Genomic DNA, 25,391 nt, shown 5'->3' with positions numbered 1-25,391 from the left:
GGCGCCTTGGCGACGGTGCGTCAGCGCTTGGTCTTCGGGTCGAGTGCGTCCCGGACCGAGTCCCCGAGCAGGTTGAAGGCGAGCACGAAGATCACCATCGAGAGGCCGGGGAAGATCAGATAGGTGATGTCGTCGCCGTAGATCTCGGTGCCGCGCTGGATCATGCGGCCCCAGTCCGGGGTCGGCTCGATGATGCCGACGCCGAGGAAGGACAGGGCGGCCTCGGCGGTGACGAGGGCGGGCAGGGAGAGCGTCGCCTGGATGAGGATCGGGGTCCCCAGGTTCGGCATGATCTCCTTGAAGATGATCCGCATCGGGGAGGCGCCGGTGACCTTGGCGGCCTCGACGAACTCCCGCTCGCGCAGCGAGAGCACCGAGCCGCGCAGCAGCCGGGCCAGGCCCGCCCAGCCGAACACCACCAGCACGACGACCAGGACGAAGGCCCGGGCCCAGGAGGGGATGCTCTCGTCCGGGCGGTAGAAGGCCGCGAACACCACCGGCATGAAGGCGATGAAGAACAGGGTGGACGGGAAGGACATCAGCACGTCGATGGTCCGGCCCACGAGGTAGTCGAACTTGCCGCCCAGGTAGCCGGCCGCGACACCGATCGCGGCGCCGATGGCGGTGCTCAGCACGGTCGCGGCGAGGGCGATCAGCAGCGAGGTGCGGATGCCGTACACCAGCTGGGTGAAGACGTCGCGGCCGAGCGAGGGCTCCAGGCCGAACCAGTACTCGCCGCTCATGCCGCCGTTGGGCGCGATCGGGAAGCCGTAGTCGTTGAGCAGGCCGCTCTGGTCCTGGCCGTACAGCGTGTACGGGTCCTTGCCGTAGATCGCGGAGATCAGCGGTGCGGTGAGCGCGACCAGGACGAAGAACAGCACGACGAGGGCGGAGATCACACCGGTGCGGTCGCGCCGGAACCGGCGCCAGGCGATGGTGCGGGGCGAGAGCCCCTGGAACGCCTTCGCCGGCGCGGCGCCGGCGGCATCAGGGGTGGCCGGCGAGACGACTGTCTCGGACTCGGCCGACGCCTTAGTGGGGTTGGTCATGGTGGTGGAGCTCCCGCCCGGGATGTAGCGGCCGCAAGAAGTTGGTTGAACGGACTCTGGCAAGCCGTTTATCGAACGTCAAGGGGTCGGAAGTTCACGGAAGCGACATTTCCACTTCGTCCTGCAAGATCCATCAGGTCGTTGTCAAAGGGGACTTGACGCCATGTCCGGCGCGCGGGCGTACAGGGGCAAATATGGACAATAGCTGTTCACACATCCGTAACGCGGGCGCGGTTAAGCGCTGTGCGGACAGTGTGACGGTGGCTGAATAACAGCTGAAGTACAGTGAATACCTCGGACTTTTCGGACGTACCGGGACGTACTCATCCGTCCGTTTATCGGACGCTCCTGGCGAATTCCCGCCACTGGCGGTAAGTGCACGCCTTATCGGCCGCCACCATGACACTGGGTGAGCGAAATGGTGTCACTGCGTAGCCGCGGCGCGCCAAAGCGAGGAGCCGGGGCCCCGATCGGGGCCCCGGCTCTCACTGTGCATGACGATACGTCAGGTAGTGGTGAACTTGAAGGTGCGGTCCTTGTCGCCCGTCTTGTCCAGGACGGAGGTGATGCCGTCCGCCACGTCCTGCGCGGTGATCGGCGCCAGGGCGCCGGCCTTGCGGGCCTTCAGCTTGTCGAAGATGCCGCCGATCGCGCCGCCCAGCTGGTCGTAGTCCCACTTGGGCACGATGTTGCCGGAGGCGTCCGGGGCCAGCGTGAGCGCCTTGGCGGCCGTCGCCTTGCCGAAGTCGAACTTCTTGGTACCCGCCGTGACGTGCACGAGGCCGTTCAGCACGGACTTGCCCAGGCTGTCGGCGGCGGCCTGCAGCGCCTGCGGGGAGATCTTCGGCTGCGCGGCGGCGACCGTCAGGTTGATCGGGGTCTCCGGCTTGCCCGCGGCGCGGTCCCGGTAGGCCTGCTCGACCTGGTCGACGGCCGTGGTGGAGTCCACGGCCTGACCGGCCTTGCCGGGCACCACGACGACCTCGCCGGCCTCGGTGAACTTGACGTAGCCCTCCTGCAGCCCCTGGCCGGAGCTGGCGGCCAGCGCGTCCAGCGCGGCCTTGAGCTTGGCGCGGTCGACCTTGACCAGCGGCGGGACGGCCTTTTCGCCGCCCTTCAGCGAGTTGATCACGTCGACCGGGCTGTAGCTGTGCTGGGTCAGCCCGTCCACCGTGCCGGTGGTGTCGAAGCTCAGCCCGGCGGCGGTCGGGTCGAGGTCGAGCGTCTGCTCACCGATCTTCAGCTTGACCGGCTGCTGGCCGGCCTTGCCGACGGTGTCCTCCAGCTGGTGGATCGCCTGGTCACGGCTGCTGCCGCCGATGTCGGTGCCGAGCACCACGGTGCCCTTGGGCACGTCCGCCTGGTTGAGCATCAGTCCGGTGCCGTACGCGGCGGCGCCGGCGAAGAGCAGGAAGCCGATGCCGTACACGACCAGCTTCGAGGCCTTGCCGCGGCGCTTGGGCGGTGCGGCCTTGGGCGCGGGCTTGTCGGTGGCCTTGTCGGCCGGCTTCTCGCCGGCGGGGGCGGCCGGGGTCGGCGCCGGGCGGCCGCCGGCGGGGGCACCGGGGCCGGGGCGGCCGGAGCCGTCCGCGTACGGGGCGCCCGCCGGGAAGGGCTGCTCGGAGCCGAACGCCGCGCCCTGGTCGAACGGGCGGCCCGGCGCGGCCGGGGCGAACGGGTCCGGGGCCCCGGCGGGACCGCCGGGGAAGCGGCCGTTGGGAGCGGCGGTGGCGAACGGGTCCGCTCCGGCTCCCTGGTGGCCGGCGGCGAACGGGTCGGCGCCCATGCCGCCCGGGGCCGGGGTGTACGGGCCGGAGCGGGGCAGGCCGGACTGCGGCAGGCCGGGTATGGCGGCGGGCGGGGCCTCGTCGCGGATCGGCTCGAAGCCGCCGATCGCGGTGTCCTCCTGCGCGGGCCGGCCGGCCGGCCCGCCCTGCTGCCGGCCGGTGTCCTGCGGGCGCGGCCGGTTCGGCATCGGGTCGCCGGCGCCGGGCCCGAAGGGGTCCGTCGCGCCGGGGGCCCCCTGTCCGCCCGCGAACGGGTCGGTGGCGAAGGGGTCGGTGGCGAACGGGTCCGCGGCGAAGGGATCGGCGGGCATGCCGTCGTCGAACGGGTTGCCGGCGCCGTCCGGGCCGGCCGTGTTCGCGAACGGCGAGGCGGGTGCGCCGGTGGGCGGCGGGCCCGGGGTCGGGCGCTGGCCGTTCGGGCGGCCCGGCTCGCCCCGGCCGGGGCCGGAGCGTCCGGACTCGCCGCGGGGGGCGCCCGGGCGGCCCGCGTCGGATCGGGGACCGTTCGGGCGGCCGGGCTCGGTGGCGCGGGGTTCCGCGGGCCGGCCGGGGGCGGCCGCGGGGGCGCCGGCGGTGACCGGGGCGGGGGCCGGGTCGGCGGCGCCCCTCTTCTGCCGGGGCCGGAACCACTCGCCGGTCGACTCCGCCTCCGACTGGCCGGCCGGCTCGCCGGTCTGCCACTCGGGCGGGAGGTTCGGCGGGGTGGCCGTCCTGGCGCTGCCGTCCATCACCCCGAGCACGGGGGAGGAGGGGGCGGCCGAGCGGTGCCGGGGCCCGGGCGGCTCGGGGGCCTCGGCGGGCGCCGCCTCCGGCGCGTCCTCGTTCTTGACTGCGCTACGGACCACCACCGGCGGGATCGGGCGCGAGCCGGGGATGTTGATCCGGACCCGGGTGGTCAGCGTCGTCTCGGTCTTCGGGGCGTCGCCGCCGCCCTCGGCCGGCTTTGATCCGGCCGTGTCGGACTGGCCCGGGCCCGTCCGGTCGGCGCCGCCCGGCAGGCCAGGCGTGCCGTACGGCGGGGTGCCCGAAGGGTAGGCGTCCGGTCCCGTGCGCCGGGGCGTCGGGTAGGCGTTGTCAGATTCGCGGCTGCTCAATGCTGCTCTGCTCCGGGTTCGCGGTCGCTGCCGTGGGGCGCGACCGCGGGTTGTGGGGTGCCCGTCCGTCCGTCCGGCGGATGCCACCGGGCGATGGACCGGGACAACGTCCCCTCCGACACCAGCTTCTTTCGTCTTGGCTGATTCTCTCCCGCCGGTCCCGCCCGGCAGTGGTCGGGGGCGGGGGCGGCTTGTTGCGGCACCACCATACTGGGAAGAACTGAGCGGCGAACTGCTTCGGATAGAACCTGATACGTCCGGTTCCTCCGGTATGAGACTACGGTCGCGCGGTCCTGACTGCTCGTCGTGAGGATCGTGTACGGACACGCTACCGGCGGGCCCCGGCAGAGGTCAGCGGCGTGGTCCCGGCACCCCGAGAAAGCCCCCCGACCGGGTGGGCAGGGTGGCGCAGATCACCCCGAGGACCGAGCCCGCGAACAGGTAGGCGTACGAGGAGAGGCTCGGCCAGAGCACGTAGTCGCCCTCGGGGCGAGGCACCATCAGCACCATCAGGGCGAGGAACCAGCCGGCCAGCGGCATGCCCGCGCCGAGCTTGGTACCGGTCACCCGCAGGCCGCCGTAGAACACCGCGCCGGTGGCGGCCAGGGCCAGCAGCAGGCCGACGGGCGTCCACAAGGTCTGCACGAAGCTTCCGCAGAGCGAGACCAGTGCGCCGAGCACGAACAGCAGGACGTACGCGACGACCCGGCCGGCCGTCGGAGGCTGCGACTCGGCCAGCCGCTCGGCCCGGGTGCCGAGCAGCCGGGCCGGCAGCGAGGGGCGGCGGGGGGTGGCGGCGGGGGCCGGGGCCGGGGCGCGCTCGATCATCGGGCGGTCTCCTCGGTGACGGGGGCGGTGGAGCGGGAGTCCGAGCCGGGGGCGTCGTCGCCGGCGTCGGTGTCCAGGCCCGCGAAGAGATCGGTCTCCGGCCGGCCGGGGCCGGCCTCGCCGCGGACCAACTGGTAGTACTCGGCCGCGATCAGCGGCTGGCCCAGGTCGTTGCTCAGCGCGAAGAACTCCCCCGCGACGGTGATCTGGGTGGCGTGCGCGGCCATCGCCGCCGCCTTCCGGTCGGCGTACCCCGCGCCGTCCAGCACCGTGGTGACCAGCTCGTCGTCCACCACGCCGGGTACGTCGGAGGGCCGCGCCACACCGGGGAAGGGCGCCTTCGCCGCCGTCTCGGCCAGGCCGCGCTCCAGGACCGACCGCGGCATCCGGTTCCAGTACACCTTGGCGATCCGCCAGGCCGGGCCGAGCTCGGGGCGGAACAGCGGGTCGGCGGCCAGCTCGTACGCCCGCATCGCCACCCGGTGCGCCTGGATGTGGTCGGGGTGCCCGTAACCGCCGTTCTCGTCGTAGGTCACCAGCACCTGCGGCCGGACCTCGCGGACCACCGCCACCAGGTACCCGGCGGCCTCGTCGAGGTCGGCCCGCCAGAAGCAGTTCGGGACGTCGTTGTCGGGCACGCCCATCATCCCTGAGTCGCGGTAGCGCCCCTCGCCGCCGAGGAAGCGGAAATCGGCGACGCCGGACGCACGCATCGCGTGGGCCAGCTCGCCGATCCGGTACGGGCCGAGGGCGTCCTCCTGGTCCGCCGTCAGACGGGCCAGTTCGGGCGGGATCACCTCGCCGCCCTCGCCGAGGGTGCAGGTCACCAGGGTGACCCGGGCGCCCTCGGCGGCATAGCGTGCCATCGTCGCGCCGTTGCCGATCGACTCGTCGTCGGGGTGGGCGTGCACCAGGAGCAGGCGGCGGCCGGGATTCGCGGTCATGGGGAGCAGCCTAACCACCGCCCGGCCCGGCGCCGGGCGGGGCACGGTCAGAGCTTCAGGCCGTTGATCATCCCGGCGAGATTGCTGGTGACCTCACTGATCGAGGGCGCGATCGAACTGGACGCCAGATAGAAGCCGAGCAGTGCGCAGATGATCGCGTGCGCCAGCTTCAGATTGGACCGGCGGATCAGCACCACCACGATGACCAGCATCAGCATGACGGCGGAGATGGACAAAGCCATGACGGCTCACACCCCTTCTCGGGTGCGCCACACCTGGGGGAGGGTGGCGGTCGGGACCGTGCGGGACAAGCGGATCGGGTGGGCCGGGCCCGGGACGGGGCCTGACGATCACTCGATGGATCAAGTCATACCCGACGGGTGAGCACCGCGTTACGCACCGTGAGTCGACATCACCCGGGGCACAGGGGCTCCAGCGGGGCGCACGGGCCGGTGGGAAGGGGTGCGGGCGCCCTCCGGGGCTTCTTCACGGCGATGCGCCGAACGAGTGATCACAATGAGCCGGGCGGCGGCGCCGGAAGGTCGTAGGGTCTGGTGCCATGACCTCCGATACCCCTGCGGACACCTTCCCCCGGCAGTACGCGCGGACCCTGCGCTACACCGTCGGAGCCCCCCGGTCCTTCGCCGTCGCACCCGACGGCTCCAGGGTCGTCTTCCTGCGCTCCCGGTCGGGCAGCGACCGGGCGAACCTGCTCTGGACCCTCGACACCGCCACCGGCCGGGAGCAGATCGCCGCCGACCCCGTCGCCCTGCTCGGCGGCGGCGAGGAGGACCTCTCCCCGGCCGAGCGGGCCCGCCGCGAGCGCAGCCGCGAAGGCTCCGCCGGCATCGTCGGCTACGCCCTGGACGGCGCCGGCCGGCTCGCCGCCTTCGCCCTCTCCGGACGGCTGTTCGTCACCGACCTCAGCACCGGCAGCGCCCGCGAACTGCCCGCCGAGGGCCCGCTGCTCGACCCCCGTCCCTCGCCCGACGGCGCCTACGTCGCGTACGCCACCACCGGCGGCGAGCTGCGGCTGACCCGGACCGACGGCAGCGCCGACTGGGCCTTCGCCCAGCCCGACGGCCCCGGCCTGACCTGGGGCCAGGCCGAGTTCATCGCCCAGGAGGAGATGAGCCGGGACCGCGGCTACTGGTGGTCGCCGGAGAGCGACCGGCTGCTGGTCGAGCGGGCCGACGACAGCCCCGTGGCGCGCTGGTGGATCGCGGACCCGGCCAACCCGGCCAGCGCACCGGCCGAGATCGCCTACCCGGCGGCCGGCACCGACAACGCCGAGGTCGGCCTCTGGGTGCTCGGCCTCGACGGCACCCGGGTCGAGGTCGACTGGGACCAGGAGGCCTTCCCCTACCTGGCGCGGGTGCACTGGTCGGCAGGCGGGCCGCCGCTGCTCCTCGTCCAGGCCCGGGACCAGCGCAGCCAGCAGATCCTCGGCGTCGACGTCGAGACCGGCGCCACCACCACGCTGCACGCCGAGCAGGACGAGGCCTGGCTGGAGGCCTTCGGCGGCGTACCGGCCTGGACCCCGGACGGGAAGCTGGTCCGGATCACCGACGAGGGCGGCGCCCGGGCGCTGGTGGTCGGCGACCACACCGTCACCGGTCCGGACCTGCACGTCCGCTCGGTCCTCGCGATCACCGAGGAGGAGGTGTTCTTCACCGCCTCCGGCGGCGCCGCCGAGACCGACCCCGAGCCCGGCTGGGTCGCGGTGGGCCGGATCTCGCAGGACGGCAAGCGGCTCTCCTGGGAGTCGGCCAACGGCGAGCCGTTCACCTCCGTCACCACCGCGGTGCACGCGGCCGGCGTCACCGTCCGCTCGACCGCCGAGCACGGCCGCCCCGGCGCCGTCGTCCAGGTCGGCCGCGACCTGCCCGAGGGCGTCGTGGTCGACGAGATCGCCGTCATCGACTCGTACGCCGAGACCCCGGTGATCACCGCCCGCCCGGTGTTCCGCTTCGCGGGCGAGCGGCGCATCCCGGCCGCCGTCTTCCTGCCCACCGGCTACGACCGCGAACGGGACGGCCTGCTGCCCGTCCTGATGGACCCGTACGGCGGCCCGCACGGGCAGCGCGTCGTCCAGGCCCACAACCCGCACCTGAACTCCCAGTGGTTCGCCGACCAGGGCTTCGCCGTGATCGTCGCCGACGGGCGCGGCACCCCCGGGCGCAGCCCCCAGTGGGAGAAGTCGATCGCCTTCGACTTCGCCGGCGCCACCCTGGACGACCAGGTCGACGCCCTGGCGGCGCTCGCCGAGGAGTTCCCGCTGGACCTCGGCCGGGTCGCGATCCGGGGCTGGTCCTACGGCGGCTACCTGGCCGCACTCGCCGTGCTGCGCCGCCCGGACGTCTTCCACGCGGCCGTCGCCGGGGCCCCCGTCGCCGACTGGGAGCTCTACGACACCCACTACACCGAGCGCTACCTCGGCCACCCCGCCGAGCGCCCCGAGGTGTACGAGGCGAACTCGCTGACCGGCCACGCGGCCGGCCTGGAGCGGCCGCTGATGATGATCCACGGGCTGGCGGACGACAACGTGGTGGCCGCGCACACCCTGCGGCTCTCCTCCGCGCTGCTCGCGGCCGGCCGCCCGCACACCGTGCTGCCGCTCTCCGGAGTCACCCACATGACCCCGCAGGAGGAGGTCGCGGAGAACCTGCTGCTGCTCCAGGTCGACTTCATCAGGCGCGCGCTGGCGGGCTGACCGGACACTTCCCGGGTGGCGGGCGGCACCGCCCGCCATCACGGGCCATGACATCCGTCATACCGAGGACACGACGGCGCACACTGCCGCCGTGCACCCCCTGAGCGGGACTCTTGCCGGTGTGGGGCCGAGGGGCGGCCCGCCAGGAGAGGACCGGACGGATGAGCAGCGGGACGGAACTGAACGGGGGCGGTGAGGTCGCCGCCTTCCGGCAGGTCAGCAAGAGCTACGGCCGGGTCAGGGCGGTGAACGGCCTCGACCTGGTGCTGCGCCCCGGCGAGACGGTGGCGCTGCTCGGCCCGAACGGGGCCGGCAAGTCCAGCAGCCTCGACCTGCTGCTCGGCCTGCGCGAACCCGACCGGGGCAGCGTCTCGCTGTTCGGCGGCACCCCGCGGGCGGCCGTGCAGGCCGGCCGGGTCGGCGCGATGCTGCAGAGCGGCGGCCTGATGAGCGACGTCAAGGTGCGCGAGCTGGTGAAGTTCGCCTGCGCCGTCCACCCGCGCGGGCGCGGCGTCGAGGAGGTGCTGCGCGACGCCGGGATCACCGAGATCGCCGAGCGCAAGGTCGACAAGCTCTCCGGCGGCCAGGAGCAGCGGGTGCGCTTCGCCCTCGCGATCGCCGGCGCCGCCGACCTGATCGTGCTGGACGAGCCCACCACCGGCATGGACGTCTCCGTCCGGCAGGCCTTCTGGGCCAGCATGCGGGCCCAGGCCGACGCCGGGCGGACGGTGCTCTTCGCCACCCACTACCTGGAGGAGGCGGACACGGTCGCCGACCGGGTGCTCGTGCTGCACCGGGGGCGGCTGATCGCCGACGGCACCTCCGCCGAGATCAAGGCCAAGGCGGGCGCCCGCCGGATCAGCTTCGAACTGCACACCGCCGACGGCCCCTTCGACGAGCAGTCGCTGCGCGCGCTGCCCGGGATGGTGGCGCTGGACGTCACCGCCCGGATCGAGGGCGTCCGGACCGTCCGGATCCGCAGCACCGACGCCGACGCGGACGTCGCCGCCCTCTACCGGGCCGGCCTGTTCCCGCGCGGCCTGGAGGTCACCGGCCTGGGGCTGGAGCAGGCCTTCCTGACCATCACCGGTGCCCAGGACACCGAGGACGCCGAGGACACCGACGACGCCTGGGGCGCCGGGACCACCGAGACCGTGAAGGAGAGCGTGCGATGACCACCCTGATCCAGCTGGAGATCCTGCGCACGCTGCGCAACAAGCGGTACCTGATGTTCACGGTGCTCTACCCGGCCCTGCTCTACGTCTTCTTCATCAGCGCCTACAGCGGCGGCAACATCGCCGGCGGGATACCCGCCAAGTCGTACTTCATGGTGTCGATGGCCACCTTCGGCGCCGTCGGCGCGGTGCTCACCGGCAGCGCTCAGCGGATCTCGCTGGAGCGCAAGAGCGGCTGGACCCGGCAGCTGCGGCTGACCGCCCTGCCCGGGCGGGCGTACACCGTCGGCAAGATCGCCGCCTGCGCGGTCACCACGCTGCCGGCCATCGCGGTGGTGTTCGCGATCGGCGCCGTCGAGGGCGTCCGGCTGGGCGCCGCGCAGTGGCTCGGGCTCGGCCTGGCACTGTGGCTCGGCAGCTTCGTCTTCGCCGCCCTCGGCGTGGCCCTCGGGTACGCCGCGCAGCCGGACGCGGTGCAGCCGATGGTGATGATCGTCTACATGCTGATGGCGCTGTTCGGCGGCACCTGGTTCCCGGTGAGCGAGTCGCTGAAGACCTTCGCCCGCTTCAACCCGGTCTACCTGTACAACCAGTTGGCGTCCTTCACCCAGCCCGGCCACGCGCTGGACACGGTGGCGGTGGCCGGGCTGGCGGGCTTCCTCGCGCTCTTCGTGGCAGCGGCGGCCTACCTGTACCGCCAGGACGCCAAGCAGGCATGATGGCGCTCATGTCCACCTCGCTCCCGGCCCGCCACCCCGACGACCGCGACCAGGGCGACCAGGGGCACGCCTCCTACGGCAACCTCCCCGGCGCCGCCGTGCAGAACCGGCGCCAACTCGTGGTCAAGCTGGCCTGGATGTCGCTCTGGATGGTCTACCTGGTGTACCCGGTCAAGGACTTGACCGGCGGCACGCACGGTACGGCGGCCACCGTCGCGGGCTGGGTGGCACTCGCGGTCTTCCTGGCCGCCTACCTCGCCCTGGTGGCCTTCCGCTCGACCAGGCCGGACGGCTGGCGTGGCAAGTACCCGTTCGTGGCGGCGATGCTGGTGCTGGCCGTGGCCACCTCCGTCGGACTCGGCGAGGCCTGGCTGACCCTGTTCACCTACGCCTCGGTCTGCGTCGCGGTGGTGCTGCCGCCGCGGCTCGGCCTGCGCGGGGTGGGCGCAACCACGGTGCTGGCGCTCGTCGTCGCCCTGCTCACCCGGGCCGACCCGGACACCCTGGTCGCGATCATCCTGCCCTGCTTCCTCGGCGGCCTCGCGATGACCGGCCTGCAGCGGCTGATCGCCACCATGCAGGAGCTGCGCGAGGCCCGGGCCGCCGTCGCGCACCTGGCGGCCTCGGAGGAGCGGCTGCGCCTGGCCCGTGACCTGCACGACCTGCTGGGCCACTCGCTGTCGCTGATCACGCTCAAGAGCGAACTGGCCGGCCGCTTCATGGACCAGGACAAGCAGGAGGCGGCGCGGGCGCAGGTGGCCGACATCGAGTCGGTGGCCCGGCAGTCCCTGGTGGACGTCCGGGAGGCGGTCAGCGGCTTCCGCCGGCCCACCCTGCCGGTCGAACTGGCGGCCGCCCGGACGGCGTTGGCCGCCGCCCAGGTCACCCTGGAGGCCGCCCCCTCGGTGCTCGACGGCTGGCCGGGACTGGGCCCGGAGGAGTCCGGGGTGCTGGCCTGGGCCCTGCGCGAAGCCGTCACCAACGTGGTGCGGCACGGCGAGGGCGCCACCGTCTGCACGGTCAGCGCGGACCGGACCTGGGAGGGCGACGGCGAGCGCTACGCCGTCCTGGAGATCACCGACAACGGTCGTGGGCCCGGCAAGTCCGGCCCGGGGAACGGCCTTTCCGGCCTGGAGGAGCGGCTCGCGCTGGTCGGCGGGCGGCTGGAGACCGGCCCGGGCGCCCGCGGACAGGGCTTCCGGCTGCGGGCGCTGGTGCCGCTGCGGACGGTCTCCGAGCCTGCGCCGCCGGCCTGAGGGGCCAGGGCGCAGCTCGCCCACGGCAGCCGGCACCGACCGGTCTAAGGTCGTCGCATGAGTGAGAATCAGACCGGCGGGCAGTCCGTGCGCGTGCTCCTCGCCGAGGACCAGGGGATGGTCCGGGAGGCGCTGGCCGCACTGCTCGGACTGGAGGGGGACATCGACGTCGTCGCGCAGGTCGCGCGCGGCGACGAGGTGGTGGACGCGGCGGTCGCGCACGAGGTGCAGGTCGCCGTGCTGGACATCGAGATGCCGGGCATGACCGGCATCGAGGCGGCGGCGCTGCTGCGCGCCCGGCGCCCGCAGACGAAGATCGTGATCGCGACCACCTTCGGCCGCCCGGGCTACCTGCGCCGCGCGATGGAGGCCGGCGCCGACGCCTTCCTGGTGAAGGACGCCCCGGCCGCCGAGCTCGCCGAGGCGATCCGCCGGGTGCTGCGCGGCGAGCGGGTGATCGACCCGGCCCTGGCCGCTGCCGCCCTGGCCGAGGGCGCCAACCCGCTCACCGTCCGGGAGCGGGACGTCCTCGCCGCCGCCGCGGACGGCGCGGTGAACGCCGAGATCGCCGGCCGCCTGCACCTGTCGGAGGGGACGGTCCGCAACTACCTCTCGATGGCGATCCAGAAGACCGACGCCCGCAACCGCGCGGAGGCAGTCCGCATCGCCCGGGAGAAGGGCTGGCTCTGACCCCACCCGGGCCGAACACCCCGACCCGCAAACGGTGACCTGCGGGAGGCCGGCCCCGCGTTCGGGTCACCCCGCAGATCGTTGACCGGCGGGAGGCCACGGCCGCGAGCGAGCCGAAGGGGCGCGCCGGTGCCGGTGTCCGCACCCCGTGCAAGGGCGACCCCGCAGGTTTGTGACCTGCGGGGGGCCGGCCCCACGTTCGGGTCACCCCGCAGGTTTGTGACCTGCGGGAGGGCAGGCCCGCGAGCGACCCGAAGGGGCGCGCCGGTGCCGTAAGGGAGGAGCGCGGGAGGGAGCGGAGCGACCGACGAAGCGACGACCGTCGGCACCGGATCGAAGCGCCCCGGAGGCGAGCCGAGCCTAATTCAACCTGTGCCGGGCCGCCCGGGCGTCCTGGCGGACCCGGGTGGCGGTGTCCGGGTCGAAGGCGTCCAGGATCTGCGCGTAGGAGTCCATCTCGGCCGCCCCGGCCAGGAAGTCGCCGGTACGGACGAGCAGTTCGGCGCGTTCCAGTCGCAACTGGGCCGGATGGCGGGGGAGCAGCAGCGAGAGTTCGGTGGCCCACAGCTGGGTGCGGGCGTGCTCGGGGCGGTCCGCGGCCCAGTTCCGGATGTTGCCGAGCACCCGCAGGACGATGTCCAGCGGCTGCGCGGGGGTGAGGAGTTCGGGGGAGAAGGCGTGCCCGGCGCGGTGCGCCAGCCGGGCCGCGTCGTCCAGGTCGAGCAGTCGGCCGCCGTGGAACGGGTCGGCCAGCACATAGTCCTCGCCGCCCGCCGGGCCGCCGACGGCGACGATGAAGTGGCCGGGCAGCGCGACGCCGTGGACGGTCAGGCCGGCCCGGGCGGCGACCGCGCTCCACACCAGCGCCAGCATGATCGGCAGTCCGCGCCGGCGCCGCAGCACCTCGGGCAGCAGCGAGGACTCCAGTCGGCGGTAGTCGGACTGCCGGCCGTGGAACCGCTCCCGCCCGCCGAGCACGGCGGCGAGCAGTGCCGCCGTGGCCTCCGGGGTGCCCGGCGCCCGTTCGGCGACCGCCTGGCGTACCGCGGCGGCGTGCCGCTCGATCGCGGCCTGGCAGGCCGCCAGCAGCGCGTCCAGGGTCGGTGGTTCCTCGGCGTCCCGGTTGAACGGGTGCGGGCCCAGGGTGTGTTCGGCGGCGGCGAGCAGGCAGAGCAGCACCGGGTCGGGGTGCTCGGCCCGGGCCGCGGTTCGGAAGCGTGCTCTGCTCTGCTCGGTCACGGTGGCTGCGACGGCTTTCGTGGTGAAGGCTGCTGACGGTTACCGCTGGGGAAGGCGGGCGTAGTGGTAAGTGTGACTGGTCGTGAAGCCGAGTCCGTCATAGAGCGTGATCGCACCACTGTTCTCGGCCTCGACCTGCAGGTACCCGCCGGTGGCGCCCTCCTCCGCGGCGCGGGCGGCCAGCACCGCCATCAGCGCGGTGGCCAGCCCGGACCTGCGGGCGTGCGGGGCGACCTCGACGGCGCCGAAGCAGGCCCAGTCGCCGTCGACCACGCAGCGGCCGATGGCCAGCGGGGTGTCGCCGGGGCCGGGGACGGTCGCGAACCAGACGGACGGACCGCCGTGGACGACCTGCCGGGCGGCCGCCTCGACCGCGGGGTCGCCGGTCACCCGGCGGTAGAGCGACATCCAGTCCGGGCCGGCGGTGCGCGACAGCCGCACCTTGCGCCAGCCTTCGGTGGAGGGCGCTCCCGGGGATCCCCGGCCGGCGCGGGCAAGGGCGGCGAGCGGTGCGGTGCGCACCAGGGTGGGGGAGTACGCGGCGCCGAGCCGGTCCAGCTCGGTCGTCAGGTCCGCCGGGGAGCCGGGCGTGGTGACCTCGAACCAGGCGGGAAGTCCGCGCTCGTCGTACCACCGCCGGACGGCCTCCAGGGCCTGCGGCAGCGGCAGCCCGGGGTCGCCGAGCGCCTGGACGGAATTGGCCCGGCGGGTGAAGCCGGCGGAGGCGCGCAGGGTCCATTCGCCGAGCTGCTGCTGCTCGACGGCGGGCCAGCCGCGGGCGGCGATCCGCTGCAGTTCGACGGGGCCGGCGGCGGGCAGCGGGGCGCGGCGGGCCGGGAACGGCGGTACGGTCTTGCCCGCGACCAGGACGTTCTCCGGAAAGGTGACCGGCGCGCCGCTTCGAGGGGTCACGGTGAGCCCGGCATCGTCCCAGGATGTGAGCACACCGATCACATCGCGGAACACCGGCCTGTCGTCCACGAACTCCGAAAGGCGCCGTGCCGAGACGCGTCGTCCCACGTCAGAGCGGTCTATCCGGACCTCCGGCCGGCCTTCGGCCGAACCTCCACCCGCCATCTGGGCACCTCCTGTGCATTTGCGGTCCCTGACCCGCGATACTAGGGGCGGGCATCGACGACACGCGCTCACCCGCGCACGCGAGCAATACAGTTTGGGGCGGCCAGCCCTTCCGAGGAGGAACGACAGCGTGACCTACGTCATCGCGCAGCCTTGTGTCGACGTCAAGGACAAGGCGTGCATCGAAGAGTGCCCGGTCGACTGCATCTACGAGGGCGAGCGGTCCCTCTACATCCACCCGGATGAGTGTGTCGACTGCGGTGCCTGCGAGCCGGTGTGCCCGGTCGAGGCGATTTTCTACGAGGACGACACTCCCGAGGAGTGGAAGGACTACTACAAGGCGAACGTCGAGTTCTTCGACGACCTCGGTTCGCCCGGTGGTGCTTCGAAGCTCGGCCTGATCGAGCGCGACCACCCGTTCATCGCCGCTCTGCCGCCGCAGAACGCCGACCACTGATCGGTGGCAGCTGAGCTGTGAGCAGTAACGACACGAGCGCGCCGCTCCCGGGTCACTCCGGGGCGGCGCGCCGCCCGTTCATGAAGAACAAGCTGTCGGACCTTCTGCCGGAGTTCCCCTGGGACCGGCTGGAGCCGTACAAGAAGACCGCGCTCGCCCACCCCGGCGGGATCTGCGACTTCTCGGTCGGCACCCCGGTGGACCCGGTCCCCGAGGTGATCCAGAAGGCGCTGGCCGCCTCCTCCGACACGCCCGGCTATCCGACCGTCTGGGGCCCGCTGGAGCTGCGCGAGACGATCGCCGGCTGGCTGCGCCGCCGGGTCGGCGCCGAGATCGGCCCGCAGGCCGTGCTGCCGACCGTCGGCTCCAAGGAGCTGGTGGCCTGGCTGCCGACCCAGCTCGGGCTCGGCCCCGGCGACCAGGTCGCCTACCCGCGGCTGGCCTACCCCACGTACGAGGTCGGTGCCCGGCTCTGCGGCGCGGAGCCGGTCGAGTACGAATCGGTGGACGAGCTGGACCCGGCAAGGGTCCGGCTGCTCTGGCTGAACTCGCCGTCCAACCCGACCGGCCGGGTCCTCGGCGCGGACGAGCTGCGCACCGCAGTGGCCTGGGCCCGGGAGCACGGGGCGCTGCTGGTCAGCGACGAGTGCTACCTGGAGCTGGGCTGGGAGGCCGAGCCGGTCTCCGTGCTGCACCCGGAGATCTGCGGCGACGGGCACGAGGGCCTGCTCACCGTGCACTCGCTGTCCAAGCGGTCCAACCTGGCCGGCTACCGCGCCTCCTTCGTGGCGGGCGACCCGGTGGTGGTGCGGGAGCTGCTGGAGATCCGCAAGCACGGCGGCATGATCGTGCCGGCGCCGGTGCAGGCGGCCACCGCGGCCGCGCTGGCCGACGACGCGCACGTGGCCGAGCAGCGCGGGCGCTACGCGGCCCGCCGGGCGGCCCTGCGCGGGGCGCTGGAGGCGTACGGGTTCCGGATCGAGCACTCCGAGGCCAGCCTGTACCTGTGGGCGACCCAGGACCGGCCCTGCTGGGAGACGGTGGCGGAGCTCGCCGCCCTGGGCGTCCTGGTGGCGCCCGGGGACTTCTACGGGCCGGCCGGCGAGCGGTTCGTCCGGGTCGCGTTCACGGCGACCGACGAGCGGGTGGCGGCGGCCGTGGAGCGGCTGCGCGGCTGACCCGGTCGTCCTGGCGGGACATGCAACGGCGAGGGGGCCGGGAGCGATCGCTCCCGGCCCCCTCGCCGTGCTGTCGGGGCGTCGTGCACCCCGTGCGTACCGACCGGACAGGTCAGCCGAGGCCGCCGCCGCCGATGCCGCCGAGCAGGCCGCTGACCGGGCCGAGCGCGCCGGTCAGGCTGCCGAGCGGCGAGCTGCTGCCGAGGTCCGGCACACCGCCGAGGCGGTTGGCCGCGCCGTGCTCGCCGAGGCCGAGCAGGTCCGCGCCGGGCAGGGCCTTGGTGAGGCCGCTGGTGGGCAGGGAGCTGGTGGGCAGCGCGCCGGTGAGGGTGTCCGCGCCGGGGACGCTGTTGGCGAGGCCGCCGGCGCCGGGCAGGCTCTGGGTCACGGCGGTGGTCTGCCCGAGGCCGCCGACCGGGGCCTCGGCGCTGCGGCCGGTGGCGGCGTGACCGAGCTTGCCGGCCAGCGCGGGGGCGACCTGGCTCGCCACACCGGACAGGGCGCCGGTGGTGGCGGCGGTCTTGTCGACCGGGGCGGTCAGCGAGCCGGTCTTCTCGTTCGCCTCGGGCAGGGTGTCGGCGACGATGTTGCCGGTGGCGTCGGCGGTGGCCGGCACGCCCGCGGCGACGGTGGCGGCGCCGGTGGTGCCGGCGGCGTGGCCGAGCTCGTGGGTGGTGTGCTGGAGGGTGGAGCCCGCGTCCGGCGAGGCCAGCTGCGTCAGGGGCGCGCCCAGGTCGGTCCTCGGAACCAGGTCGGCGGCGGCGGATGCGGACCCTGCAGCGACCAGAGGGGTGGCGCCGGCCGCGACGAGCAGCGCGGCCTGGGCGATCCGGCGCTTGAGGGGGAGAGACATGGTGCTCCTAAGAGGTGTGGGTGAATCCCGTCCGCCGGGCGGACGTGCTGATTACCGCTTGAGGAGCGAGAAGGTTTCGGGGCCGCAATGCAAAGAGTCACTAAAGATCACATCATCGCTATTCCGGCATTCGGGGCATTCCGCCTGCCGTGGCGGCGGGTGAAGAATCGTCACTTCCCTTGCCGTGCCAGCTGTGTCGGCCGTCGTCCGGACGCCGACGCGCCCCCGGGTGGGCCTGCCCGCAGGAGTGGTACCCCATCTGCGGGGTTGACCGGAATCACCCGGACGGCGGGGGCTCGATCGCCCGTGCGTCAACCCGTCGCGCGCCCCGTCCCGGCCGTCCCGGGCGGGATCAGCTCTTCGCGGTGTTCGCGGCCAGCGAGACCAGCACCAGGCTGGTCGAGGTGCCCGAGGCCTGCGGCTTCCAGCCGTCCGCGGACTTGGCCATCCGCCAGATCTTCCCGTCGTAGGCGACCGTCCTGATGCCCAGCTGCTGGGCGTGCGTCACCGCCCAGTGCGCCACCTCCCAGCCGTTCTGCCGGGCCGCGTCCGGGCCGGACTCGGTGCTGGCGGAGGGCTCGGGCGTCAGCGCGACCGCGTTCTCCGCGCCCTTGATGCTGGAGGAGTAGCCGCCGGCCGCGGTCACCGTCCGGCCGAACTCGCGGCGCACCCGGTCGGTCAGCTGCTGGGTCCGGTCGGGGGCGGCGGGCGCGGCGGGGGAGGCGGCGTCCCCGGCGGCGGCCACCGTCGGGGCGGGGGTCTCCGGCTCCGCGAACTCGTGCACCACGCAGTTCACCGAGGCGGCCTCCCGGCCCGTCAGCGCCGAGGCCAGCATCGTCGCCTTGGTCTCGTGCTTGGCGTACGCCTGCGGGTACCCGCTCTTCTGGACCTGCTGGGCCGCGTCGGTCAGCGGCAGGCGGGTGTAGCCGGGCACCTTCACCAGGCCGTCCAGGAATTTGTTGGTGGCGTACACCGGGTCGCTGATCTGGTCGACCGTCCCCCAGCCCTGGGAGGGCCGCTGCTGGAACAGGCCGACCGAGTCGCGGTCGCCGCCCGCCAGGTTGTGGATCTTGGACTCCTGCATCGCGGTCGCCAGCGCGATGGTCACCGCCCGGTCCGGGAGTCCGCGCGCGTGCGCCACCGCGGTGATCGTCGCGGCGTTGGCGGCCTGCGGGATCTCCAGCGTCCCCTCACCGGCCGGGGTCTTCACCGAACAGCCCTCGGCGACGATCTTTCCGTGGTTCAGCCAGTAGAGCGCCCCGGCCGCGATCGCGCCGAGCACCACCAGGGCGATCAGCACCTTCAGCAGCGGCGCGCCTCGACGGCGGGCAGCCCTGCCACCGCTCTGCCCGTCATCAGTCTTCCTGGCCACCGCCACCCCTCTCGCCCGTCGGTCGTCCCGACACCGTACCCACTCGGACGGGTGTGCGTAGTACATGGTTGCGCCCGCGGCCCGGCCCGGGCGGGGCGGCAGCCTCCCAGGTGGGGGCCGCCGATACGCTTGTCGACCATGAGCAGCCCGAACACGCCCCTGGACCTCACCCTCGACGGCGGCACGCTGACCGCGCGGCTGGTCGACTTCCCGTCCGTCAGCGGTGACGAGCAGGCGCTCGCCGACGCCGTCGAGGCCGCGCTGCGGGAGTACCCGCACCTGACCGTCGACCGGTACGGCAACAACGTCGTCGCCCGGACGAACCTGGGCCGGGCCGAGCGGGTGCTGCTCGCCGGACACCTGGACACCGTGCCGATCGCCGACAACCTGCCCAGCCAGGTGGAGGGCGACCTCCTCTACGGCTGCGGCACGTCCGACATGAAGTCCGGGGTCGCCGTCCAGCTGCGGCTGGCCGCCACCCTGCCCGAGCCCAACCGCGACCTCACCTTCGTGTTCTACGACTGCGAGGAGATCGAGGCCTCCCGCAACGGCCTGGGACACCTCGCCGCCCAGCGGCCCGACTGGCTGGCGGCCGACTTCGCCGTCCTGCTGGAGCCGAGCGGCGCCATGGTCGAGGGCGGCTGCCAGGGCACCCTGCGCGTCCAGGTCCGGCTCACCGGCGTCCGCGCCCACGCCGCCCGCAGCTGGCTCGGCGACAACGCGATCCACCACGCCGCCGAGGTGCTCGGCCGGCTCGCCGCGTACGAACCGCGCCTGGTGGAGATCGACGGCCTGGAGTACCACGAGGGCCTGAACGCCGTCCGGATCGACGGCGGGGTGGCCGGCAACGTCATCCCCGACGAGTGCGTGGTGACCGTCAACTTCCGCTACGCGCCGGACCGCGACGAGGCCGGCGCCGAGGCCCACGTGCGCGAGGTCTTCGCCGGCTTCGACGTCACCGTGACCGACTCGGCGCCCGGCGCCCTGCCCGGCCTCGGTCAGCCCGCCGCGCAGGCCTTCCTGGCCGCCACCGGCGGCACCGCCCGCGCCAAGTTCGGCTGGACCGACGTCGCCCGCTTCAGCGCCCTGGGCGTCCCCGCCGTCAACTACGGCCCCGGCGACCCGAACCTCGCCCACAAGCGGGAGGAGCACTGCTCGCTCACCGCCATCGCGGAGGTGGAGGCGCGGCTCGCCGCCTGGCTGAGCGCCTGACCGCCCGAGTACCTGAGCGTCCGGCCGCCGGCCCCGGCCGGCGGCCGCGCGGCTCCCGGGTGGCCGCCCGGACGCCACCTGCCGTCCCCGTACCGACCCTCCGCCGTTCCCCCGAAACGGGGGGTGACAGGCGTAGGGTTTCGTCATGACAGGCACAGGAGACGAGAAGCACTACGGGCACGGCCCGGAGCAGGTCGGCGCGCCGGGGCGGAAGAAGGCCTGGCCGGAGAAGCAGAAGGGCCCGGTGCTGGTCCGCCGGGACCAGGTCGGCACCAGCACCACCGACCAGCGGCTGCTGGACACCACCGGCCCCACCGACTGGCTGCACACCGACCCCTGGCGGGTCTGGCGGATCACCTCCGAGTTCGTCGAAGGCTTCGGCGCGCTGGCCGAACTCCCCGCCGCGATCAGCGTCTTCGGCTCCGCCCGGACGCCGGTCGACTCCCCCGAGTACGCGGCCGGCGTGGCCATCGGCCGGGCCCTGGCCGAGGCCGGCTACGCGGTCATCACCGGCGGCGGCCCGGGGGCGATGGAGGCGGCCAACCGCGGCGCCTCGGAGGCCGGCGGCCTGAGCGTGGGCCTCGGCATCGAGCTGCCCTTCGAGCAGGGCCTGAACGAGTTCGTCGACCTCGGGCTGAACTTCCGGTACTTCTTCGTCCGCAAGACGATGTTCGTGAAGTACGCCCAGGGCTTCGTCGTCCTGCCGGGCGGCCTGGGCACCCTCGACGAACTCTTCGAGGCGCTGACGCTGGTGCAGACGAAGAAGGTCACCCGGTTCCCGGTGGTGCTGTTCGGCAGCGCCTACTGGGGCGGACTCTTCGAGTGGCTGAAGAACACCCTGGTCGCCGAGGGCAAGGCCTCCCCGAAGGACCTGGAGCTGTTCCACATCACCGACGACATCGACGAGGTCATGAAGATCCTCGCCGAGACCCGCCGCCCCGACCACGAGATCTGACCGGCGACCGGGCCCCGAGGCCCGGCCCCGGGAGCCCGGCCCGGCCTTCTCACAGGCCGGCTCCCGGGCCACCCCGGCCACCTGACTCGGGAGGGACCCCTCCCGCCACTCGTGCGCCCTGCCCTGTGCCACCACCACGCGCGCGCCCTGACCTGCGGAAGGCCACAACTGCGAGCGAGCCGAAGGGGCGCGCCGGTGCCGAAAGGGAGGGAGCGAGGAAGGGAGCGAAGCGGCCGCGGGAGCGATGACCGTCGGTACCGGATCAAAGCGCCCCGGAGGCGAGCCGAGCCCCAACAAGAGGAGCGCCCCGGAGGCGAGCCGAGCCTCAACAGGTCAGGCCAGCCCCCGCCGGGCGACCGCCGGCGGCCGGCTCCCCCTGATCGAGGCGACCATGTCCAGCACCTGCCGGGTCTCCGCGACCTGGTGGGCGCGGTAGATCCGGGCGCCGAGCCAGGCGGAGACGGCGGTGGTGGCGAGGGTGCCGAGCAGCCGTTCGTCCACCGGCCGGTCCAGGGTCTCGCCGACGAAGTCCTTGTTGGAGAGCGATACCAGGACGGGGAACCCGGTGGCGGTCATCTCGGGCAGCCGCCGGGTGGCCTCCAGCGAGTGCCGGGTGTTCTTGCCGAAGTCGTGGCCGGGGTCGATGATCAGCGCGTCCCGGCGGACGCCGAGGGCGGCGGCGCGTTCGGCCAGGCCGACGGTGACGTCGAGGATGTCGGCCATCACGTCCTCGTACCCCACCCGGTGCGGGCGGGTTCGGGGTTCGGCGCCGCCGGCGTGGGTGCAGACCAGTCCGGCGTCGAAGCGGGCGGCGACCGCGGCGAGTTCGGGGTCGACCCCGCCCCAGGCGTCGTTCAGCAGGTCCGCGCCGACCTCGCAGACGGCCTCCCCGACCTCGTGCCGCCAGGTGTCCACGCTGATCACGGCCTCGGGGTGGCGCTTGCGGAGCTCCGCCACGAAGGGGACGGTGCGGCGCAGTTCCTCCTCGACGGTGACCTCGTCGCCGGGGCCGGCCTTGACCCCGCCGATGTCGAGGATCGCCGCGCCCTCGGCCACCGCGCGGTCGGCGGCGGCGAACGCGGCCTCGTCCGCGAAGGTGGCTCCCCGGTCGAAGAAGGAGTCCGGGGTGCGGTTGACGATGGCCATGATCACCAGCTCGTCGTCGCCGAATTCACGCGGTCCCAGGCGCAGTGCCACCGATGTCTCCTCCACAGCTGCTGCGGGTGCGATGATGGCCCCCGGCCTACTCGGGGACCATGCTCGCACTTTGTAGGGGTCGGCACGCTTGGCGGGGCCGATCGGACGTCTGGAGGACAGCTCGTGTTCTGGGTGATCGTGGTGGCGATGGCCGTGGTGGTCGGCGGCGCCGCGCTGGTGGCGCTGGGCGGTGGCGGTTCGCTGCCGGAGGCGGTGCAGGACCGGCTTGCCGCGCGGCTCCCGCAGGACCGGCCGTTGAGCCGCAGTGACGTGGACGAGATCCGGCTGCCGATGGCGGTGCGCGGCTACCGGATGGACGAGGTGGACGACGTGCTCGACCGGCTCGGTGCCGAGCTCGCCTACCGGGATTCGCGGATCGCGGAGCTGGAGGCCGCCGCCGCGCTGCGGGGCGCGGTCGAGGCCGGCCCGGACGCCGAACCCGGCGTCGAGCCGCTGCCGGGCCTGGAGGAGTTCGCCAAGGTGGTGGCCCCGGCCACCTCGCTGGAGAAGACCTCGCAGCCGGCGGCCGGCGGTCCGGCGTCGGACGAGCCGCTGGCGGATCGTTGAGCGGCACGCTGGCGGGCCCGGACGGCCTGCTGCGCTGTGCCTGGGGCGAGTCGGCCCAGGACTACCGGGAATACCACGACACGGAGTGGGGACGCCCGGTCCGGGGCGACGACGCGCTCTTCGAGCGGGTCTGTCTGGAGGCGTTCCAGTCCGGGCTGTCCTGGATCACCATCCTGCGCCGCCGGGAGGGGTTCCGGGCCGCCTTCGCGGGCTTCGAGATCGCGAAGGTGGCGGAGTTCGGCCCGGCCGACGTGGAAACGCTGCTGCAGGACACCGGCATCATCCGCAACCGGGCGAAGATCGAGGCCTCGATCGCCAACGCCAAGGTCGCCCGCGCCCTGGACGGCGGGCTGGACGCGCTGATCTGGGGCTTCGCCGGCGATCCGGACCGGCCGGCGCCGCGGACCCTGGCCGAGGTGCCGGCCGTGACGCCGGAGTCGACGGCGCTGGCGAAGGCGCTGAAGAAGGAAGGCTTCCGCTTCGTCGGTCCGACCACGGCGTACGCGCTGATGCAGGCCTGCGGACTGGTGAACGACCACCTGGCGGACTGTCACGTCCGGACCGGCACCGGCAAGCCGTAGCCGCGCGGGCCGGCCACGGCGCCGCTCTTCGGTCGGCCCGGTGTCGACACCGACGCCTGCCCGGACGACCCGGGCCCGGACGACGCCTGCCACGCCGACATCTGCCACGCCGACATCTGCCCGGGCGGCGGCGGCCCGGGCAGGGGCCCGGACCGCCGCCGGTCTCAACGGCCCAGGTAGACCGGCGTCTGCTTGGCGACGAACGCGTCGACCGCGATCCGGTGGTCCGCGCTGGCGCCGGCCAGGGTCTGCAGCTCGTCCTCCTTGTCGAGGAGCTCGTCCAGCGAGTGCGAGGCGCCGTACGCCAGCGACTCCTTGATCGCGCCGTAGGCGACCGTCGGCCCCTCGGCCAGCTGCTTGGCGAACGCCCGGGCGGTGGCCTGGAGTTCGGCCGCGGGCACGACCTTGTTGGCCAGGCCCAGCTGCAGCGCCTCGGGGGCCTTGACCGTCCGGGGCAGCATCAGCAGTTCGGTCGCCCGGGCGTGTCCCACCAGCCGGGGGAGGGTCCACGACGCGCCCGAGTCGCTGGTCAGCGCCACGCCGGCGAACGAGGTGTTGAAGCCCGCCGAGTCGGCCACGATCCGGAAGTCGCAGGCGAAGGCGAGCGACGCGCCCGCGCCGGCCGCCACGCCGCCGACCGCCGCGACGGTCGGCTTGCGCATCCCGGCCAGCGCGCGGACCAGCGGGTTGTAGTGCTCGGCCACCGTCCGCAGCGCCCCCTCGCCGGTCTCCTCGGCCCGCTTGAGCAGGCCCAGGTGCTCCTTGAGGTCCTGGCCGACGCAGAAGGCCTTGTCGCCGGCGCCGGTGAGCAGTACGGCCCGGACGGCCGGGTCCTCGGCCACGGCGGCGACGGTGTCCCGCAGGGCCACCTTGGTGGGGGTGTCCAGCGCGTTCATCGCGTCCGGTCGGTTGATGGTGACGACGGCGAGGCCACCGTCCAGCTCGTACAGCACGGAGTCGGACATGAGGGTGTGGGCTCCCAGCTTTTGGTGGGTGGGTGGTGGTGCGGGTCGTGTGTGTCAGGATGCCGGAGCCGGCGGCCGCCTGGGGAGTGTGAGGTATCGCACCTTTCCCGGGTACCGGTATTGCCGTCCTCGTGGGGCTTCTGGCACGAAATCTCCCGGTATCGGCGGGTCCGGCCACGGTTGTGCTGGGAGTGATGTTGGTCATCAGGCCACCGCATGCGGGATAATGGCTTCCGATCAATGCGTTCGATACCGGCGGTGGACGGACAACCGGTACGTAGCTGCGCGGTTGCAGGAAGGGGAACGAGCATGGCGGCCATGAAGCCGCGGACGGGTGACGGCCCGCTCGAGGTCACCAAAGAGGGGCGGGGCATCATCATGCGCGTTCCGCTGGAAGGCGGCGGACGCCTGGTGGTGGAACTCACGCCGGACGAGGCCGACGCCCTGGGCGAGGCCCTGAAGAAGGCTTGCGGCTGACCGCAGCGGGTGTTCCCCTCATCTCCTTGAGATGTGCACGGAGCCCGGGCCGACACACCGTCGGCCCGGGCTCCCTGGCGTCCGCGGACGCCCGCCCGGCGGCGCCCGCCCCACCCCGGGCGGGTCAGCGTTTGACCGCGCAGAGCAGCCCGTCGCTGACCGGCAGCAGGGCGGGCAGCAGGTCCTCGCTCTCCCGGACGTCCCGGACCAGCTCGCGGACGGCATGGGTCTGCGCGTCCCGGTGGGAGGGCTCGGCGAGCCGGCCCTCCTGGAAGACGCCCTCGAAGCAGACCATGCCGCCAGGGCGCAGCAGGCGCAACGATTCTGCAAGGTAGGACTGCGATTCGGCCGGGTCGCCGTCGCAGAAGACCAGGTCGTACTGGCCGTCCGCGAGGCGTGGCAGCACGTCCAGGGCGCGCCCGGGGATGAACCGGGCCCGATTGGCCGCGAAGCCGGCCGCGAGGTACGCCTCCCGCGCGAACTGCTGGCGGACCGGCTCGGAGTCGACGGTCGTCAGCACCCCGTCCGGCCGCATGCCGCGCAGCAGGTAGACCCCGGACACGCCCGTCCCGGTGCCGATCTCGGCCACCGCCTTGGCGTCGAGCGCGGCGGCCAGCAGTCGCAGGCACGCCCCGCCGCTCGGCCCGATCGCGCGGATGCCCGTCCGTGCGGACTGGGCCCTGGCGTAGGTCAGGACGGCGTCCTCATCCACGTAGGTGTCCGCGAGGGCCGCGTGCGCTGACCCGAACTCGGTGATGGCTGCCTCTTTCGGAGCGCCGGGTGCCGGCCCTGTGCCGACCGGATGTCGATATTTCCTGGCACAGATTACTGGCCGCCCGGGAACCGCGTCCGGCGGCGGGCCGTTGGTGAAGTCGGGAACGGGCGATGGGAGTACGTACCGAACGGCCGACAACGCACGGCAGGGGTGCTCGACCAGGGGTTGAGCACTTTTATCCGGATCTGACGGGTGAGGTGGATATGGTGGTGGCCCTGCTGGGCAGAAGAG

General features: G+C 73.5%; 24 protein-coding genes. 12 read left to right on the top strand and 12 right to left on the bottom strand.

What is annotated here, in order from left to right; genetic code table 11:
* Positions 1 to 20: 20 nt before the first annotated feature.
* The 5 genes from OG689_RS17030 to OG689_RS17010 all read right to left on the bottom strand — a co-directional run bounded on the left by OG689_RS17030 (position 21) and on the right by OG689_RS17010 (position 5,944).
* Positions 21 to 1,049, bottom strand: coding sequence for an ABC transporter permease (locus OG689_RS17030; RefSeq protein ID WP_190209570.1), 1,029 nt, complete (start codon positions 1,047 to 1,049; stop codon positions 21 to 23).
* A 505-nt stretch (positions 1,050 to 1,554) separates the two neighbouring features.
* The gene (locus tag OG689_RS17025) at positions 1,555 to 3,930 is read right to left on the bottom strand and encodes a peptidoglycan binding domain-containing protein (RefSeq protein ID WP_266321333.1); all 2,376 of its coding nucleotides are present in this window, start codon (positions 3,928 to 3,930) and stop codon (positions 1,555 to 1,557) included.
* Positions 3,931 to 4,281: 351 nt separating this feature from the next.
* Complete coding sequence (locus OG689_RS17020) at positions 4,282 to 4,758, bottom strand: DUF6113 family protein (RefSeq protein WP_266321332.1); 477 nt, start codon at positions 4,756 to 4,758, stop codon at positions 4,282 to 4,284.
* On the bottom strand, positions 4,755 to 5,702 hold the full coding sequence (gene mshB / locus OG689_RS17015) for an N-acetyl-1-D-myo-inositol-2-amino-2-deoxy-alpha-D-glucopyranoside deacetylase (protein WP_266321330.1): 948 nt from the start codon (positions 5,700 to 5,702) through the stop codon (positions 4,755 to 4,757). The genes OG689_RS17020 and mshB overlap by 4 nt, the downstream gene beginning before the upstream one ends.
* A gap of 47 nt (positions 5,703 to 5,749) precedes the next feature.
* Positions 5,750 to 5,944 (bottom strand): DUF2304 family protein, encoded by a 195-nt coding sequence (locus OG689_RS17010; protein WP_073926270.1) that lies wholly within the window; start codon positions 5,942 to 5,944, stop codon positions 5,750 to 5,752.
* Positions 5,945 to 6,261: 317 nt separating this feature from the next.
* On the opposite strand from OG689_RS17010, the gene OG689_RS17005 reads away from it, so the two are divergent.
* From OG689_RS17005 to OG689_RS16985, 5 genes are all read left to right on the top strand, one after another.
* Positions 6,262 to 8,415 carry an alpha/beta fold hydrolase gene (locus tag OG689_RS17005; protein ID WP_266321328.1) on the top strand — a complete coding sequence of 718 codons (2,154 nt, stop codon included), beginning with the start codon at positions 6,262 to 6,264 and terminating at the stop codon, positions 8,413 to 8,415.
* A 161-nt stretch (positions 8,416 to 8,576) separates the two neighbouring features.
* Positions 8,577 to 9,590, top strand: coding sequence for an ABC transporter ATP-binding protein (locus OG689_RS17000; RefSeq protein WP_266321326.1), 1,014 nt, complete (start codon positions 8,577 to 8,579; stop codon positions 9,588 to 9,590).
* Positions 9,587 to 10,309 (top strand): ABC transporter permease, encoded by a 723-nt coding sequence (locus OG689_RS16995; RefSeq protein ID WP_266321325.1) that lies wholly within the window; start codon positions 9,587 to 9,589, stop codon positions 10,307 to 10,309. The genes OG689_RS17000 and OG689_RS16995 overlap by 4 nt, the downstream gene beginning before the upstream one ends.
* A gap of 8 nt (positions 10,310 to 10,317) precedes the next feature.
* Complete coding sequence (locus tag OG689_RS16990) at positions 10,318 to 11,565, top strand: sensor histidine kinase (protein WP_266321324.1); 1,248 nt, start codon at positions 10,318 to 10,320, stop codon at positions 11,563 to 11,565.
* A gap of 57 nt (positions 11,566 to 11,622) precedes the next feature.
* Positions 11,623 to 12,255 carry a response regulator transcription factor gene (locus tag OG689_RS16985; protein WP_266321323.1) on the top strand — a complete coding sequence of 211 codons (633 nt, stop codon included), beginning with the start codon at positions 11,623 to 11,625 and terminating at the stop codon, positions 12,253 to 12,255.
* Positions 12,256 to 12,615: 360 nt separating this feature from the next.
* Here OG689_RS16985 and OG689_RS16980 read toward each other — a convergent pair whose 3' ends face one another.
* Both OG689_RS16980 and OG689_RS16975 read right to left on the bottom strand, forming a co-directional pair.
* Positions 12,616 to 13,494, bottom strand: coding sequence for a transglutaminase-like domain-containing protein (locus OG689_RS16980; protein ID WP_266321322.1), 879 nt, complete (start codon positions 13,492 to 13,494; stop codon positions 12,616 to 12,618).
* A 39-nt stretch (positions 13,495 to 13,533) separates the two neighbouring features.
* A complete protein-coding gene (locus OG689_RS16975) occupies positions 13,534 to 14,439 on the bottom strand; it encodes a GNAT family N-acetyltransferase (protein WP_323189303.1) in 906 nt (301 codons plus the stop codon).
* 262 nt (positions 14,440 to 14,701) lie between these two features.
* Here OG689_RS16975 and fdxA point away from each other — a divergent pair, with 262 nt between their 5' ends.
* Entirely contained in the window at positions 14,702 to 15,028 is a 327-nt protein-coding gene (gene fdxA, locus OG689_RS16970) for a ferredoxin (protein ID WP_030061559.1), read from the top strand.
* An 80-nt stretch (positions 15,029 to 15,108) separates the two neighbouring features.
* Positions 15,109 to 16,206, top strand: a complete 1,098-nt coding sequence (gene dapC / locus OG689_RS16965; protein ID WP_266327214.1) for a succinyldiaminopimelate transaminase — start codon at positions 15,109 to 15,111, stop codon at positions 16,204 to 16,206.
* A 112-nt stretch (positions 16,207 to 16,318) separates the two neighbouring features.
* Here the strand turns inward: dapC and OG689_RS16960 are convergent, their stop codons facing one another.
* Both OG689_RS16960 and OG689_RS16955 read right to left on the bottom strand, forming a co-directional pair.
* The gene (locus OG689_RS16960) at positions 16,319 to 17,059 is read right to left on the bottom strand and encodes a hypothetical protein (protein WP_266321320.1); all 741 of its coding nucleotides are present in this window, start codon (positions 17,057 to 17,059) and stop codon (positions 16,319 to 16,321) included.
* Positions 17,060 to 17,411: 352 nt separating this feature from the next.
* The gene (locus OG689_RS16955; RefSeq protein WP_266321319.1) at positions 17,412 to 18,431 is read right to left on the bottom strand and encodes a hypothetical protein; all 1,020 of its coding nucleotides are present in this window, start codon (positions 18,429 to 18,431) and stop codon (positions 17,412 to 17,414) included.
* Positions 18,432 to 18,569: 138 nt separating this feature from the next.
* Between OG689_RS16955 and dapE the strand changes: the two genes are divergently transcribed.
* On the top strand, positions 18,570 to 19,643 hold the full coding sequence (dapE, locus tag OG689_RS16950) for a succinyl-diaminopimelate desuccinylase (RefSeq protein ID WP_266321318.1): 1,074 nt from the start codon (positions 18,570 to 18,572) through the stop codon (positions 19,641 to 19,643).
* A gap of 145 nt (positions 19,644 to 19,788) precedes the next feature.
* Entirely contained in the window at positions 19,789 to 20,598 is an 810-nt protein-coding gene (locus tag OG689_RS16945; protein ID WP_073926260.1) for a TIGR00730 family Rossman fold protein, read from the top strand.
* 333 nt (positions 20,599 to 20,931) lie between these two features.
* Here OG689_RS16945 and folP read toward each other — a convergent pair whose 3' ends face one another.
* Positions 20,932 to 21,744, bottom strand: coding sequence for a dihydropteroate synthase (folP, locus tag OG689_RS16940; RefSeq protein WP_073926382.1), 813 nt, complete (start codon positions 21,742 to 21,744; stop codon positions 20,932 to 20,934).
* Positions 21,745 to 21,918: 174 nt separating this feature from the next.
* Here folP and OG689_RS16935 point away from each other — a divergent pair, with 174 nt between their 5' ends.
* Together OG689_RS16935 and OG689_RS16930 are read left to right on the top strand one after the other, a co-directional pair.
* A complete protein-coding gene (locus OG689_RS16935; RefSeq protein WP_266321317.1) occupies positions 21,919 to 22,362 on the top strand; it encodes a DivIVA domain-containing protein in 444 nt (147 codons plus the stop codon).
* Positions 22,359 to 22,943, top strand: coding sequence for a DNA-3-methyladenine glycosylase I (locus tag OG689_RS16930; protein WP_323189302.1), 585 nt, complete (start codon positions 22,359 to 22,361; stop codon positions 22,941 to 22,943). Before OG689_RS16935 ends, OG689_RS16930 begins: the two co-directional genes overlap by 4 nt.
* 164 nt (positions 22,944 to 23,107) lie before the next feature.
* On the opposite strand, the gene OG689_RS16925 is transcribed toward OG689_RS16930, so the two are convergent.
* Positions 23,108 to 23,908 (bottom strand): enoyl-CoA hydratase-related protein, encoded by an 801-nt coding sequence (locus tag OG689_RS16925; RefSeq protein WP_266321316.1) that lies wholly within the window; start codon positions 23,906 to 23,908, stop codon positions 23,108 to 23,110.
* Positions 23,909 to 24,217: 309 nt separating this feature from the next.
* Between OG689_RS16925 and OG689_RS16920 the strand changes: the two genes are divergently transcribed.
* Positions 24,218 to 24,385, top strand: a complete 168-nt coding sequence (locus tag OG689_RS16920; protein ID WP_014137929.1) for a DUF3117 domain-containing protein — start codon at positions 24,218 to 24,220, stop codon at positions 24,383 to 24,385.
* Between the two features lie 124 nt (positions 24,386 to 24,509).
* Here the strand turns inward: OG689_RS16920 and OG689_RS16915 are convergent, their stop codons facing one another.
* A complete protein-coding gene (locus OG689_RS16915) occupies positions 24,510 to 25,142 on the bottom strand; it encodes an O-methyltransferase (RefSeq protein WP_266327210.1) in 633 nt (210 codons plus the stop codon).
* Positions 25,143 to 25,391: the final 249 nt, after the last annotated feature.

Source organism: Kitasatospora sp. NBC_00240, from assembly GCF_026342405.1.
In the GTDB taxonomy this organism is placed as follows: domain Bacteria; phylum Actinomycetota; class Actinomycetes; order Streptomycetales; family Streptomycetaceae; genus Kitasatospora.
Note: the sequence above shows the minus strand (reverse complement) of the source record. Positions and strands in the feature narration are given on the sequence as shown.